Origin of the sequence: Celerinatantimonas yamalensis (assembly GCF_046054155.1) — a bacterium.
Classification (GTDB): domain Bacteria; phylum Pseudomonadota; class Gammaproteobacteria; order Enterobacterales; family Celerinatantimonadaceae; genus Celerinatantimonas; species Celerinatantimonas yamalensis.
The window spans coordinates 1-15244 of the sequence record NZ_JBEQCT010000013.1; the positions used below are offsets into that span (position 1 = coordinate 1).

Genomic DNA, 15244 nt, shown 5'->3' on the forward strand with positions numbered 1-15244 from the left:
GCTCGGTTTTACGCAACCCTTTTTTATGTTTTTTTGCGTTTTTTTAACTGTTTGTAGAGATTTCATCCAAAGACGCTCACTATATACACAAAAGCTCGTACTTTGTGCTAAAAATAGTCAACTTCATCGTTTTTAGGCTATCGCTTTGTTGGTTGCTATATTCGTGGAGACAACGAGTATTGACTCGGGTCAAAAGTTAGTCTGATGACAATTGACTGTTCATAAAGAACGGTGATGATCGTCTTTAAACCCGTGCACACCTTTTCTGTGCATCTAAGCTTGAATCATCTATTGATTTAAGCGTACGCAGAAGTTCTGCACGACTCCCTTATCAATAACGGTTAACCATAGGTTGTTATGACAGTAAAATCCTACAAAGAACACTTTCCTAAATTAGCGCAGCGCGTATTGATCGATGACAGTGCTGTTGTTATCGGAAAAGTAACCTTAGCAGATGATTGCAGTATCTGGCCTTTAGTCGTCGTTCGTGCTGATGTAAACACGATAACGATAGGGACGCGTTCTAATGTTCAGGATGGTAGCGTGCTGCACGTAACCCGCCCTAGCAATACATACCCTCAGGGACTTGCACTCACCATTGGCGATGACGTGACTATCGGCCATAATGCGACACTACACGCCTGTCAGATTGGCAATCGGGTTTTAGTTGGAATGGGGGCGATTGTACTCGATGGAGTGATCATTGAAGATGACGTCATGCTCGGAGCCGGCGCCTTAGTACCACCGGGCAAACGACTCCAGTCGGGTTATCTCTATCTGGGCAGTCCAGTCACTCGAGCTCGCAAGTTATCCGCAGAAGAGATCGAATTTTTACGCCAATCAGCGCTTAACTATCAACAACTAAAAGATGAGTATCTGGCCCAACATTAATATCATCTGTCATCTTTTAATATTAATGCTGGAAACACAGTTTATTGGCGATGCTGTTTAGAGTTCGCGAAATAATTGAACCAGTCGCTGATTTTCTCGCGGTTGCAGCTGTTGGCGAGAGACCTCGAGTTGCAACTGCGCTGTTTTAGGTAAAGCGGCTAAAGCTTTCATCAAAGCGGGCGTGTTTTGCACCCGAGCCTGCTCTTTATCATCTAAAAAAGTGACCGCTTGCTCTATACACTGGGCATCAGCAATTTTAATCGCAGCCGTGGCATCTATTGCTTCGATATCACCAGCAGGACGCGGCATTAGACGATCCGTTAATTGCAGATGCGCTTGCAGTAACTCATGATGACTGGCGATATCCGCCAGTGATGGCGTATGTGTGAGTTGATCTTGATAGTGCGGCAACTGCGACTCCATCAACTGCCAGATTGCAGGCATTTGGCTCTCTTCTGGAATTTTTAAAATCCCCGCCTGTTTGATACGCCGACCGATTCGATTAGACCCCGTCCATGATGACAATGGAACCGCTAAGATCATGCCAATGATGGCAGGTGACAACCACGCCAATACATCCAGTGAGATAATATACGAAGCAATCGCCAAAATAATACCGCCGATGACATGCCAATGATGACGATGCCATAGATCTTTCCAAGGAATTTGGCCATCATCGCGCCGCTGTGGATTCCAACCACTATCTTTGCCAAGTAAAATAGATGTAACCGCCCCGCTATGCATCAACATCATGATCGGTGCAATTAATGCCGACACAATCATTTCGACGATGAAACTTATAAATATTCTGACAACGCCGCCTGATTGATGGCGCTGCTGGCGATCACACAAAAAAGAGAGAAGCCCCAAAATCTTCGGACCAAATAAAATCCCCATCGTAATCGCGAACAATCGTAATGCTCGCTCGGGGTCCATCAAGGGCCAAGTAGGGAATAATGAAAAACCTTGCGGAAAGTATTCTGGGCGCACAAATTGATATTGCAGCGCCAGCATCAGCCCGGTGATGATCAGCATCAACCATAAGGGCGACGATACATACGACATGATCCCCGTTAAGATATGCATGCGGCTCACCCAGTGTAGTCGCTTCGCACCAATCACGCGGCTGTGCTGCAAATTGCCCTGACACCAACGCCTATCACGCACCGCTAAATCCACAATAGATGGCGGTGATTCTTCATAAGACTCACTGAGATCATCGGCTATCTCAACGGCCCAGCCACTACGACGCAGCAGCGCAGCTTCAACAAAATCATGGCTAAGAATATGCCCACCAAATGGTGGTTTGCCGGGCAATTTCGGTAACCCTGCTGATTGCATAAATGCTTGGGTGCGAATAATCGCGTTATGTCCCCAGAAGTTACCCTCTTTTTGCGTCCACCATGATAATCCTGAACCAACAACTGGCCCATAGACTCGTCCAGCAAACTGCTGTAGGCGCGCGACTAAGGTGGTTCCATTGATTAACCGAGGAATGGTTTGCAATAAGCCTAAGTCTGGATTCTTTTGCATACGCCGAGCCATCTCAGCCATGACGCGACCGCTCATTAAACTATCAGCATCGAGTACCAACAGATGATCATAGCGACTCCCCCAACGCACACAAAAATCTTCGACATTCCCCGATTTACGAGCAATATTTTTACGCCGCCGACGATAGTAAACGTGGCACGATCCGGCTAACCGTTGACGAATAAGCCGTACGGCCTGCTGCTCTTTACGGGCAATCTCAGCATCGGTTGTATCACTGATAATACACCAATCAAAATGCGTTCCGCCTCCAGCTTCAAGCACTTCTCTGGCCATGGCCTCTAATCCAGCGAAAAGACGCGCTGGATCCTCATTATAAGTGGGCATTAACACAGCAGTACGAGTATTAAATGGCTCATCTGAGTATTGCGGTTCTTTGTTGGTTCGCTTGAGCACACACACAAAACCAGCTATCGAACCGGTAAAAGCCACCGTGATCCAGCAAAATGTTAACGCAAATAAAATCAGCACCATATATTCAATCGGGGTCAGTCCACCGACCCCTAACACAGCGCGCATTTCATTAATCGCCAAGGCGGAGATCAAAAGCGCCCCACCTAGCACCAAAATACGTTTCCATGGCGCAGAATGAAGCGCCTTTTTACTGATAGGCTGACGCACCTGCATGGGGATAAAATGTTTAAGATCTTGAACTGGCATGGCAGCAGACTGCTCCAATGGCATTCCCGGCTCGCAGGTATTTGACTTCACGGACATCATCCCCACCATTAGCTCGACGTCCAACGATACAACCAAGTTTCGGCTTTGCGATTATCGTTGAAGGTTAATTCTGCACGTAATTCAGCCGCACTGATGCCCTCACCATCGAGATTAAAACTGACTCGATAACCTGGCGTATAGGCGTTTTTCACGACCTGAACATCGGTAATTTTCCCTTTTGAGGTAATAACATTGACCATCGGCATAGAGGCCGTTGCTGGTATCGATGCATTGGGCGAGCGGTAATCGATCACAAAGTGGCGATGGCTACTATTTTTACTTTCCGCGGTCCGGCCGGCATAGGTGCCAGAAATCACGTAAGTATTGCTCGCCGGATGAGGATCTTGTCCCCAATGTAAGCGATATGAATAATCATACTCGCTACCAGCTTTTAAAGGTGATTTTGGGGCCCAATAAGCAACAATATTGTCATGGATTTCACTATCAGAGGGAATTTCAATCAGTGAAACACTGCCCTTACCCCAGTTGCCAATAGGCTCAACCCAAAGACTGGGTCGGTCTTGAAAATGTTCTGAAAGATCTTGGTAATCAGAAAAGTTGCGATCACGTTGCATCAAACCAAAACCAATAGGGGCTTCATCCACAAATGCGCTCATCTGCAGAGTTTTCGGATTCGTCAATGGCCGCCATAGCCGTTCCCCCTTACCATTAACCATCAGCAATCCATCGGAATCGTGCACCTCTGGGCGGTAATCATCAAAATTTTGTCGATCATTGGTCGAAAACATATACATGCTGTTCATCGGAGCCAAACCCACTTTGCTGAGATCTTTGCGAGGGAATAATGATACCTCGACATCCATTGTGGTGGTATCGCCAGGGCGAATGGTGAACCGATAAGCCCCCGTCACACTCGGACTATCTAAAAGGGCATTGACCACAATGCTGTTGCTACTATCGCTGGGTTTCTCAACCCAAAAAGCGCGAAATACGGGGATCTCTTCACCTTTGGGATCAGCCGTATCAATCGCTAAACCTCGGGCTGAAGCCCCCCAATGCTCATTTTTTCCGATCGCTTTAAAGTAACTAGCCCCTTGAAATTCGATGACTTTATTATAAGTCTCAGGTTGATTCAGGCGATAATAGAAGCTTAATCCAGAAAAGCCAATATCTTGATCAGGCAGAGTCAGCGGCTCCCCCGAACTATGGGTAAACAATTGAGGGGAAAAAGGCAAATGGTTTGCCTGACCATTATCTACAGTAGCAATTTCAACTGGCGCATCAAAATAGGAACCGCGCATCAACAGCTGCATTTGAAAAGGTAAGTTATCTTTGGCCCACACCGCTTGATTGGGTTGAAATAAAATGCTTTTATACTGAGCCAATGACATACCCGCCAATGATTTTGGCAGTGGTTCGCTCGGTGCTTGATAAGGCGATTGCGCTAGTTTTTTAGCGAGTTCAATCACCGAGTTGCGATCAGATGGGCCGTTTTTCGTATACTGAATATAAGGTTGTGGGGGCGCATCACTATTTGTTGCATCATCTGCATAAACCGCGCGACTCGCCATTGTCAAATAGACGCATGCACATACAAGTGCATACCCACTTCGTTTTACCATGCGAGTCATCAGACTAATCTGTCTGTTCTTCATCAAATACACCTTCCTCTACACACCAATAGCCTTGATTTATATCAAACCATCGCCACAACACGTGCAATTCTCTAAAATGGTCAGTTAGTAATACGATAGCATCACAAAACGCCGGCGGTTGAGTTAACGCGTTAACGCTACGCCAATTCACACCATGAGGCCAATTCTATGATGGAAAAATCATCATATTCTTAAGTCTATCTGTAACTTATGGGCTAATATAATGGAGCTTTAGCAAGAAAAAAATCCATAAATGTAGGTATCGGTTTTCCTTGATGAGGGATAAAAGTCTTTTTTGCCGACTAAACGTTCATATTCCGCCGCATTTCACTTATCACTTGTCGCACGCCGGGGCGAATACCACGCCAAATCGCAAAACTTTCCGCGGCTTGAGAGACCAACATTCCTAAGCCATCAATGGTCTGCCGTGCCCCTAACTGCTTGGCCCATTGATTGAATTCGGTCATACCCACCTGATACATCATGTCATAACAACACACTTGGGGATGGATCACCCGCGCAGGTAAGCTCAACCGCTGACCGGCTAAACTGGCAGAGGTGGCATTAATAATCAAGTCAAAACGACCATCGAGATTGGTCAATGACATTGCCTCTATCCCCCCCAAGGTGCTAAATTGCTCGGCAAGCGCCTGCGCCTTGTCGTGGGTGCGATTAGCAATCACTAGTGACCGAGGGTTTGCAGCTAAAAGCGGCCCAATAACCCCCCGCGCCGCGCCGCCAGCGCCTAGCAGTAAAATACACCGATCAGCCAGCGAACCAAACTCAAGATCCAGCGCAGTCAGCAAACCAGCCCCATCGGTATTATCACCAAGAATTAAACCATCATCGGTCATTTTTAGCGTATTCACCGCATGGGCCACACGTGCTCGGTCAGTTAACTGATGGGCAAATTGATACGCCTGCTGTTTAAACGGTACCGTCACGTTGCATCCGCGAAGACCGTTAGCGAACAATTCACTCACACCTGCGATAAATCCATCTTTGGCGAGTTCAATTGCTTCATAGCACATGTGTTGCTGCGTTTGGCGGGCAAAAAGAGTGTGAATGAAAGGGGATTTAGAATGGTTGATCGGATGGCCAATCACTGCATAACGATCCACGATGTGCCTCTACTCGAATAATTAAAAAACTCTATTAACCATAGCGATTTTTATCGGCAATATCGAGAAACAATTAGAATACAGTGGCCAAAGCCACTGTATTATTCTATTTAGTCTTCCATAACTAAATCTTCGTCATCACTACTGCTACTCACCTCATCATCACTAGCCACTACTTTCGGTGATCCAACTAGTGCATGAAAGCGACGACGTCCTGTTCGCTGCTTGAATTTGAGCCAAGCTTTTTCTTCGGCTGATTCAGCCGCCTGTTCACCACGACAAACAGCCACAAAGCGCTGTTCAACCGTATCACTAGGTTGTCTAAGTTGCTCGTCCAGCTCTTTAAACGCAAAGCCAAAGCTCTCTAACACCTGCGCTTCTTTGATTGTGAAAACCCCTGAGCGAGAAAAACCGCGGGGGAAATGTTTGTCGTCGAAAAATCGACGGTTCGTTGCAAAAGATCCACTCATAACTAGCTTCATCTCTATCTAAAATGATGCATTGCATCTAGCCTATATGCAATTGAGTAAATAATCCAAACCCCCATAACATGCAAGTAAAAAATCATGAATTTTTAATAAAAATCAATTTTCCTTTGATATCGAAAGCCAATCTTGCGCGGTTAAGTAATCCAGTAACCGCGATTCAGCTGAACCAGGCTCACTTTGATACCCGTATTGCCAGCGGGCTAACGGTGGCATCGACATCAAAATAGACTCGGTGCGACCACCGCTTTGTAAGCCAAATAAAGTCCCACGATCATAAACCAAATTAAACTCCACATAGCGACCTCGACGATATAACTGAAACTGCCGCTCGCGCTCACCATAGTCCATATCCATTCGTCGCAGGACAATCGGTAAATAGCCTCGGGTAAAACCTTCCCCAACCGCTTGCATGTAGGCAAAACAGGTCGCAAAATCAGGCTGACAAAGATCATCGAAAAATAACCCACCTACGCCTCGCGTTTCACCGCGATGCGGCAGATAAAAGTATTCATCACACCACCGTTTATGCTCTGCATAGCGAGTCGCGCCAAACGGCTGGCAAAGATCATGCGCCACTTGGTGCCAATGACGTACATCCTCATCAAATGGGTAAAAAGGGGTCAGATCAAACCCGCCACCAAACCACCAAACAGGCTCTTCACCCGGCTTGTCGGCAATAAAAAAACGCACGTTCGCATGGCTGGTTGGGACATAGGGGTTACGAGGATGAATCACTAACGACACCCCCATCGCCTCAAAACTACGTCCGACTAATTCAGGACGATTATGAGTTGCTGCACTCGGCAATTGCGCACCATGCACATGAGAGAAATTCACCCCCGCTTGCTCAAATGTCTCACCATAGAGCACTCGGCTATCCCCACCACCGCTCAGCCCTTTGGCACCGGGCTCACGCTGCCAGCGATCAATATTAAATTTAACGTTATCGAGTGCTTCAAGCTGGCGGCAGATCCGCTCTTGAAGCTCAATTAAAAAATCGATAACTTGCTGCCTACCCACTATCGCTTTACCCCTATATCATCAACCTTCACGTAAAACGTCACCCGTTAAGCCGTCCATAATCCGACTAGGTTTATTCCGCCCGCCCGTTTGACCACTTAAAATGGCAGCTATCTGTCCCCCGAATTGGCGCTCAACCTCTGCTTCATGCAGCGCCGCTGGTTGACCCGATAAATTGGCACTGGTCGAGATAATCGGTTTGCCAAAGGCTTCGCACAGCGATACCACTAGTGGGTGGTCACTGACTCGCACCGCCACTGTGTCAAACTGTCCGGTGACCCAGCGACTGGTTAAATCAGAAGCGGGAAGAACCCAGGTTATGGGGCCCGGCCAACTGGCAAAAATTTGCTCGCGGCGCACGCTCGTTAAACGATCCAGATCCACGTATAATTCAAGCTGGCTAAAATCGGCGGCAATCAAAATAAGGCCTTTTTCTTTTGGGCGTTGCTTAATCGCTAAGAGTCGTTCAATGGCCTGTGGTCGATCAGGATCACACCCTAAACCAAACACCCCTTCGGTCGGATAAGCAATCACCTGCCCTTGATGTAACGCATTGACGGTCTGCTCTAAACTGCTCACGCTAAATTCTCCTTTATACTTTGATATCACCTTACCTGATTTATTTAACTCTCGGAAGTCACTCGCCAGCATGGCCTAATAAGCGTTACGCGGCGCCATCACGATGCGTTTCCCCAAGTCCAACACCACTGAGTCGAATCATAGAATCATAGACTCATAACGTCTGTCTCCAAAAACAGATTCAAGGCGCTAAACACCATTGCAAAACCTACTGCGGCTTCACATTCGCCCGAGCATTTGCCGATTTTGCCAGTTATCACATGTCAATACATTTGAATATTTCATAAGCTTTCATGATTCAGGTTATAATGCCCTCCCCCATTTCAATAACGCAGCAACTCAACAGGAGTCGGAAATGAAAGTTGGAATCATCATGGGCTCAAAGTCCGATTGGCCAACAATGTCGCATGCCGCAGCAATGTTAGATCAATTTGGTATTGCCTATGAAACTCAGGTCGTTTCAGCCCATCGCACCCCTCAACTACTGGCAGATTACGCCCAAGGTGCACAGCAGCGCGGTTTAAAGGTTATTATTGCTGGTGCTGGCGGAGCGGCTCATCTACCCGGTATGTGCGCCGCGTTTACCTCATTGCCAGTGCTGGGCGTACCCGTTCAATCACGTGCATTAAAAGGAATGGACTCACTACTCTCCATCGTTCAGATGCCTAAAGGTGTCGCAGTTGGGACATTGGCCATCGGTGAATCAGGTGCTGCGAATGCGGGGCTATTAGCCGCCCAGATCTTAGCGACCAGTGATACTGATCTATTAGCAAAAGTGGATGCCTTTCGCGCCAAACAAACTCAGCAAGTGCTCGAACACCCCGATCCAAGTGAGGCATAGTCATGAATATCTTAGTATTGGGGGCGGGTCAACTCGCGCGCATGATGGCGCTCGATGGATGGGTATTAGAGCTCTCTCTGCGCGCCTATGATGTAGGGCCCAAACAGGTCGTTGACCCTCTCACTAAACAGATTTATCCACAATCACTTAACGATGCAATTGCGTGGGCTGATGTGATTACCAGCGAATTTGAGCATATCCCCTATGATGTGCTGGAGACCTGCGAGCAAAGCGGCAAAATGTATCCAGATGCCCGTGCCATTAAAGCGGGCGCTGATCGCCGACTGGAAAAAGAGCTGCTCGAGCAAGCCCAAGTGGCTAATGCGCCGCATCTAATCGTCAACGATAAAATTGGGTTCGAGCAAGCCCTCACCCAGCTTGATTTACCACTCGTGCTTAAAAGTGCATTGGCGGGCTATGATGGCAAGGGACAATGGCGATTAGCAACGTTAGCTGAAGCCGAAAAACTGTGGCCAACGCTACAAGCGTTCTTGCATGACAACCCGCAACAGGCATTGATCGCCGAACAAATGATCCCATTTGATTATGAAGTGTCATTGGTGGGTGCTCGCAGCCACGACGGCGATATTGTTAGCTATCCGCTCGCGCTAAACCATCACCATCAAGGGGTACTTAATCTCTCGATTGTTGACGGTAGTCTACCCGGTGCCCTGCAGCAGCAAGCTCAACAGATGTTTCATGCCATAGCCAAGCAGCTTAACTATGTTGGGGTGTTAGCGATTGAATTCTTTGTGGTAGGTGAACGGCTGCTGGTCAACGAAATTGCACCACGTGTTCATAACTCAGGGCATTGGAGCCAGCAAGGTGCATTTATTAGCCAGTTTGATAACCATCTGCGCGCCGTTGCCGGGTTACCACTCGGTGATACGTCGCTGCGAGAACCAACGGCTATGGTGAATATTCTTGGTGAAGATACGCTCGACCCTGCCGTCTATGCGCTACCCGGTTGCCGAGTCCATTGGTATGGTAAAGATAAACGTGCAGGACGTAAAATGGGACATATCAATTTAAGTGCTCCCAGCCGCGAACAGCTCACTGAGCACATCACTGAGCTTGCACGCAAATTACCTGCCGAGCAATTTCCAGCATTGCATCTGTATTTGCAACAAGACTAACTATTCGTCGGAGCCTTCTGGCTCCGGCTGTAACTTCCCACATTTTTTACTGGCGCAATAGAGCTGTTCACCACTGGCCATTTTGCGCTTAACCAACAACTCAAATCCACAAAACTGGCAGCGTTGAGCCACCGGCGGATAGTTGAGCGCGAATTTGCACTTCGGGTATTGGTTACAGGCATAAAAGGTTTTACCGAAGCGAGATTGACGGCGCACAATTTGCCCTTGATGGCAGCTTGGGCAACTCACCTGAACCTCTTCAGGGGGGCTATCTAAACGTTCAATATGCTCACATTCAGGAAACCCACTACAGCCCACGAACAGCCCATAACGACCGCTGCGCAGTATTAATTGCTGACCGCACTCTGGGCACTCGGTACCGGGCAACAGTTTTTCAATCCGCGCATTATCATCATGTAACGAGCGGGTATAATCACACCCTGGGTGTCGGCTACAGCTGATAAATGAGCCGCCTTTACGATGTTGGTAAACCAGCTCAGCACCACACTTTGGACAAGGATCTACCGGTCCTTCCAGCGCATGTTTATGTGCAGAAAACAATTTTGGATCAATCTTAGCCATAAGTCTCTTAGTAACAACGAGTTAACTCGGATAGCCATTGCATCACCGAGCTAAACTGCAGCTAATGCAAGATGCCATCTCCTACTTCAAAAATCAGCTCTTCCATTTGCTGATATGCAGATTCACTACCAGGGACATTGAACAGCACCATCAAGATGATCCATTTTAGATCATCGAGCTCAATTTCTGGACTATCCAATTCCATCACCCGATCCAACACCATTTCACGGGTTTCTGGCATCAATACCTTGATCTGCTCCAAAAACATCAAAAAACCACGACATTCGACATCTAGCTTAGCCATCTCTGGCTGAGTAAATATGCGAATGGCTGAGGTTGCCGACGGGCTCAGGTAGGGGTGAATATCACTTTCCTGAAGTGCAGCCAGCTGCTCTAGCCAGTCCAGAGCTTTATAGATCTCCTCTTTACGAAACCCTGCACGAGAGAGCTCATCGGTGAGTTCATCATGATCCATCAGCAGTTCAACATCACTGTGGATATAGGTCTCGAAAAGATACATGAGGATATCAAACATCACGGGTTCCTCCTCGATCGGACATAACCGCCGGGTACGGATGCGATCTCACCGGCTATTTCCAGCTCAATCAATTTCCCGACGACGTATTCCACAGGCAGTAAGCTGCGTTCGACAACTTGGTCTAGTGTTGTCGTCTCATAACCTACGTTATCCAACAATTCATCCCTTGGCAATTGCTGTTGACAACTATTATCTGATGGTGCGCATTTATTGTCCAAAAAATCTGGAATTAACCAGATAAGCTCATTGAGTATATCGGCAGTCGATGTAACCAATTTAGCCCCATGCTGAATAAGCTGGTGCGGTCCTTCACTTAAAGGATTGTCGATATTTCCAGGAATAGCAAACAATTCTCGATTCTGTTCAAGTGCATAACGCGCGGTAATCAGCGAACCGCTACGCGCAGCCGCCTCCCCCACAACGATCCCAATACTTAACCCACTAATCACCCGGTTACGCCGCGGAAACTGCTGCGCTTTGGGCGGACAACCAGGAAGAAATTCACTGACCAACGCACCCTGTTGACAAATTTGCTCAGCGAGCTGTCGATGCCGCGCTGGATAAATACGATCAATCCCTGTTCCCATCACGGCAATGGTCTGACCAGCCAGTAATGCCCCATAATGCGCTGCGCTATCAATCCCCAGCGCCAAACCGCTGGTAATGACCAACCCGACCTCCGCAAGTTCATAGGCTAAACGCCGAACTTGTTCCTTAGCGCTATAGCCCGCCTGACGGCTTCCCACCATAGCCACTTGCGGCGCACTTAAGCAATCTACATGACCGCGCACAAATAACACGGGCGGTGGCAGTGGGATCTCTTTAAGGCGTGCTGGATATTCAACGTCAGCCAACGTGACCAGATGATGCGTACTCGACTGAGCGAGCCAGTTTTGGGCCTGCTCGAGCTCTTGGCAACCTTGTTCAAAGTTGCCGACTTGACGCTTTGACCAACCCAACTCATACAGCTGCGCGGCGCTGACCTGCGAGAGTTGATCGATGGGAATATGCTCCAGCACACGTTGTAAGCGTTTTGGTCCAATGCCAGCAACGGCCACCAATCTTAACAGTATGTGTGAAATCGCCCCGGTATTCATAAACCTCTTCCACTAATTACATTCATATCATTAGTGTATAGAAAGTGCGATCATCCGTCATATATTGAGCTAACAAATAGAACCGATGATGAAAAGCAATCGAGCAAACTCGCCTAATGCTGTTTTTTAGTAGCAGAAATGACTAAAATGAGGAAAGTCTATTGCATGTTGAACAGATATTTTTATTGTTATTATCAATAAAAGTGGCTTTTTCGCTAGTAAACACTATCAATGATAAGAAGGTGACCGAACTTTATGGCAGTTCTCAATGTTTTAAAATTTCCCGATGAGCGGCTGCGTACCGTTGCAAAACCTGTTGCGAAAGTCACGCCGAAGATCCAAAAGATGGTCGATGATATGTTCGATACCATGTACGCTGAAGAGGGTGTTGGATTGGCCGCAACGCAAGTCGATTTTCATCAGCAAGTCATTGTGATGGATTGTTCTGAAACGCGTGATGAGCGGATTGTCCTGATCAATCCAGAAGTGATTCAGCGCTCTGACAGTGTTGCGATGAATGAAGAAGGTTGTTTATCGGTGCCTGAGTATCGCGCCGATGTTGAGCGCGCGACCGAAGTGACGATTAAGGCACTTGATCGTGACGGCAACCCGTTTGAGCTCAATGCCACAGGGCTATTAGCTATTTGCATCCAGCATGAGATGGACCATCTACTAGGGAAGTTATTTGTTGATTATCTCTCGATGCTGAAACGCCAACGGGTGAAACAGAAGATGGAAAAGCTAGCCAAACGTGAAACACGTACATAATACGTGCAACAAAGAAGACAACTAATAGGAGTTTGGTTTGAAACCATTGCGTATTATTTTTGCTGGCACGCCTGATTTTGCTGCGCGTCATCTTAGAGCATTAATGAATAGCGACCATCAAGTGGTCGCGGTTTACACTCAGCCTGATCGCCCCGCAGGGCGCGGCAAAAAACTCACCGCCAGCCCAGTCAAAGAATTAGCAATGCAGCACCAACTCTCTATTTGCCAACCGACATCACTACGTTCGCCACAAGCCGCAGCGCAATTAGCCGAGTTTGAGGCTGATGTGATGGTAGTAGTGGCTTATGGCCTGATTTTACCCAAAGCCATATTAGACACACCTAAGCGTGGTTGTATCAATGTTCATGGCTCATTACTACCTCGCTGGCGCGGCGCCGCACCTATCCAACGGGCAGTATGGGCGGGCGATGAGCAAACGGGTGTCACCGTAATGCAGATGGATGAAGGGCTCGACACCGGCGCAATGCTGCAGACCAGCGCCATTGCCATTAGCCATGATGACACCAGCGCATCACTCTATGACAAGTTGGCTGAAATTGGTCCACAGGCACTTATAGATGCCTTGGATAAGCTATCAGAAGATAAACTCAGTGCCACTGTTCAAGATGATGGGCAAGCCAGCTATGCGCAGAAGCTCTCCAAAACAGAGGCGCAGATTGACTGGCATGATGACGCGGTGCAGATTGAGCGTTGCATTCGCGCTTTTAACCCGTGGCCGGTGAGTTACTTTACGCTGCACGATCAAGCCATTAAAGTCTGGCAAGCTCAAGTGGTTGAAACTACCCAAGTCGCTGCACCTGGGACCATTCTCTCAGCAGATAAATCTGGTATTGTGGTGGCGACCGGTAAGCAAGCCTTGCAACTGCAGGTGCTGCAGATCCCCGGCAAAAAACCTTTAGGAGTGGTTGACTTACTGAATGCGCGGCGCGATTGGTTTACGCTCGACAGCCAACTAGTGAGTCGTTCATGAAGCTGGTGACTTCGCGCGCATTAAGCGCCTCCATTATTTTTCAAGTCATCGAACAAAGTCAGTCACTCAATGGCCTGTTTGATCGTGAGTTAGCTCGTTGCTCGCTCAAGGACCGTGGTTTAACTCAAGAACTCTGTTATGGCGTGATTCGTCTGCTACCGCGGCTCGATTATTGGGCCAGACAACTGATGGATAAACCGCTGAAAGGCAAATATCGCACGGGGCATTATTTGATCCTCGCCGGTCTTTATCAGCTATTTTACATGCGCATTCCCGCACATGCCGCCGTCAGTGAAACGGTGCAAGCGAGCCGAGAACTGAAACTGGGTCAATTTAGCAAATTGATCAATGGCGTACTTCGCAATGCTGAGCGCCGCCATGATGAGTTAATGGAGCTGATTAATCAGCAGCCATCACTGCAAAGTTGTCATCCCAAATGGCTCAGTGAGCAAATTGAGCAAGCTTATCCCGAAAAATACCACGATATCTTGCAGGCCAACAATCAACGCGCGCCAATGTGGCTGCGGGTGAATCAGCACGCGATCACAACCACCGAATACCTAGCTAAATTAGTAGAAGCAGATATTTCTGCCTTCCCTTGCCCAGATACGCCCGATGGACTGCGCTTAGAGCATCCGGTTGGCGTAACTAAGCTCCCGGGTTTTCATCAGGGTTGGGTCTCTGTTCAAGATGGGGCTGCACAGATGGCCGCACGCCTGCTCGATCCACAACCAAATGACAAAATTTTAGATGCCTGCGCCGCGCCTGGCGGGAAAACTTGTCATCTCCTCGAGCGTCAACCCAGCATCAAATTAACCGCCATTGATGTGGATGCGCAGCGCCTCACGCGCGTACAAGAAAATTTAGACAGGCTCAATTTGCAGGCAATCTTGCGCGTAGCCGATGCGAGCAAACCACAATTGTGGAGCGATGGACCTTATGATCGAATTTTACTCGATGCGCCATGCTCTGCGACAGGCGTCATCCGTCGTCATCCTGATATTAAATGGTTGCGTCGCCAAGAAGACATTGCGGCTTTAGTTGTACTACAACAGCAGATCTTAACGGCGCTATGGGGTGAACTCAAAGTCGGCGGCACTCTTTTGTACGCAACCTGTTCCATATTACCAGCAGAAAACAACCAACAGATCGCTGGGTTTTTAGCCGATCATAGCGATGCCCAGTTATTACCTATTCACATCGATGAAACACCCCAGTCACCCGGTTGGCAGATACTGCCTGGAGAACTACATAAAGATGGTTTTTATTATGCGCGGTTACAAAAGCGTCCCAATGCTGGCTAAA

At 47.9% G+C, this 15244-nt stretch carries 15 protein-coding genes; 6 read left to right on the forward strand and 9 right to left on the reverse strand.

All coding sequences use genetic code 11. The annotated features are described in order from the left end of the window. Positions 1-357 precede the first annotated feature (357 nt). Positions 358-891: a gamma carbonic anhydrase family protein gene (locus ABUE30_RS17840; protein WP_408625199.1), complete on the forward strand. Its 534-nt coding sequence runs from the start codon at positions 358-360 to the stop codon at positions 889-891. Between the two features lie 57 nt (positions 892-948). On the opposite strand, the gene mdoH is transcribed toward ABUE30_RS17840, so the two are convergent. The 6 genes from mdoH to ABUE30_RS17870 form a co-directional block, all read right to left on the reverse strand. Further along, positions 949-3159: a glucans biosynthesis glucosyltransferase MdoH gene (mdoH, locus tag ABUE30_RS17845; RefSeq protein WP_408625200.1), complete on the reverse strand. Its 2211-nt coding sequence runs from the start codon at positions 3157-3159 to the stop codon at positions 949-951. Positions 3160-3170: 11 nt separating this feature from the next. After that, positions 3171-4778: a glucan biosynthesis protein gene (locus tag ABUE30_RS17850; protein WP_408625201.1), complete on the reverse strand. Its 1608-nt coding sequence runs from the start codon at positions 4776-4778 to the stop codon at positions 3171-3173. A gap of 302 nt (positions 4779-5080) precedes the next feature. Beyond that, entirely contained in the window at positions 5081-5899 is an 819-nt protein-coding gene (aroE, locus tag ABUE30_RS17855; protein ID WP_408625202.1) for a shikimate dehydrogenase, read from the reverse strand. Positions 5900-6009: 110 nt separating this feature from the next. Continuing rightward, positions 6010-6369, reverse strand: a complete 360-nt coding sequence (gene maoP, locus ABUE30_RS17860) for a DUF413 domain-containing protein (protein ID WP_408625203.1) — start codon at positions 6367-6369, stop codon at positions 6010-6012. A gap of 114 nt (positions 6370-6483) precedes the next feature. Then, complete coding sequence (gene hemF / locus ABUE30_RS17865; RefSeq protein WP_408625253.1) at positions 6484-7410, reverse strand: oxygen-dependent coproporphyrinogen oxidase; 927 nt, start codon at positions 7408-7410, stop codon at positions 6484-6486. An 18-nt stretch (positions 7411-7428) separates the two neighbouring features. Beyond that, positions 7429-7986: an L-threonylcarbamoyladenylate synthase gene (locus ABUE30_RS17870; RefSeq protein WP_408625204.1), complete on the reverse strand. Its 558-nt coding sequence runs from the start codon at positions 7984-7986 to the stop codon at positions 7429-7431. A gap of 355 nt (positions 7987-8341) precedes the next feature. Between ABUE30_RS17870 and purE the strand changes: the two genes are divergently transcribed. Together purE and ABUE30_RS17880 are read left to right on the forward strand one after the other, a co-directional pair. Beyond that, on the forward strand, positions 8342-8827 hold the full coding sequence (gene purE / locus ABUE30_RS17875) for a 5-(carboxyamino)imidazole ribonucleotide mutase (RefSeq protein WP_408625205.1): 486 nt from the start codon (positions 8342-8344) through the stop codon (positions 8825-8827). 2 nt (positions 8828-8829) lie between these two features. Then, entirely contained in the window at positions 8830-9963 is a 1134-nt protein-coding gene (locus ABUE30_RS17880) for a 5-(carboxyamino)imidazole ribonucleotide synthase (protein WP_408625206.1), read from the forward strand. Here the strand turns inward: ABUE30_RS17880 and ABUE30_RS17885 are convergent, their stop codons facing one another. The 3 genes from ABUE30_RS17885 to dprA form a co-directional block, all read right to left on the reverse strand. Next, positions 9964-10545 carry a DNA topoisomerase family protein gene (locus ABUE30_RS17885; protein WP_408625207.1) on the reverse strand — a complete coding sequence of 194 codons (582 nt, stop codon included), beginning with the start codon at positions 10543-10545 and terminating at the stop codon, positions 9964-9966. A gap of 61 nt (positions 10546-10606) precedes the next feature. Then, a complete protein-coding gene (locus tag ABUE30_RS17890) occupies positions 10607-11080 on the reverse strand; it encodes a DUF494 family protein (RefSeq protein ID WP_408625208.1) in 474 nt (157 codons plus the stop codon). Next, complete coding sequence (gene dprA / locus ABUE30_RS17895; RefSeq protein ID WP_408625209.1) at positions 11080-12180, reverse strand: DNA-processing protein DprA; 1101 nt, start codon at positions 12178-12180, stop codon at positions 11080-11082. Before dprA ends, ABUE30_RS17890 begins: the two co-directional genes overlap by 1 nt. Before the next feature lie 255 nt (positions 12181-12435). On the opposite strand from dprA, the gene def reads away from it, so the two are divergent. From def to rsmB, 3 genes are read left to right on the forward strand one after another with little or no spacing between them, the layout of a single operon-like run. Then, positions 12436-12948: a peptide deformylase gene (def, locus tag ABUE30_RS17900; RefSeq protein ID WP_408625210.1), complete on the forward strand. Its 513-nt coding sequence runs from the start codon at positions 12436-12438 to the stop codon at positions 12946-12948. Positions 12949-12985: 37 nt separating this feature from the next. Beyond that, positions 12986-13939 (forward strand): methionyl-tRNA formyltransferase, encoded by a 954-nt coding sequence (gene fmt, locus ABUE30_RS17905; protein ID WP_408625211.1) that lies wholly within the window; start codon positions 12986-12988, stop codon positions 13937-13939. 5 nt (positions 13940-13944) lie between these two features. After that, positions 13945-15243 (forward strand): 16S rRNA (cytosine(967)-C(5))-methyltransferase RsmB, encoded by a 1299-nt coding sequence (gene rsmB, locus ABUE30_RS17910; RefSeq protein ID WP_408625254.1) that lies wholly within the window; start codon positions 13945-13947, stop codon positions 15241-15243. Position 15244 lies beyond the last annotated feature (1 nt).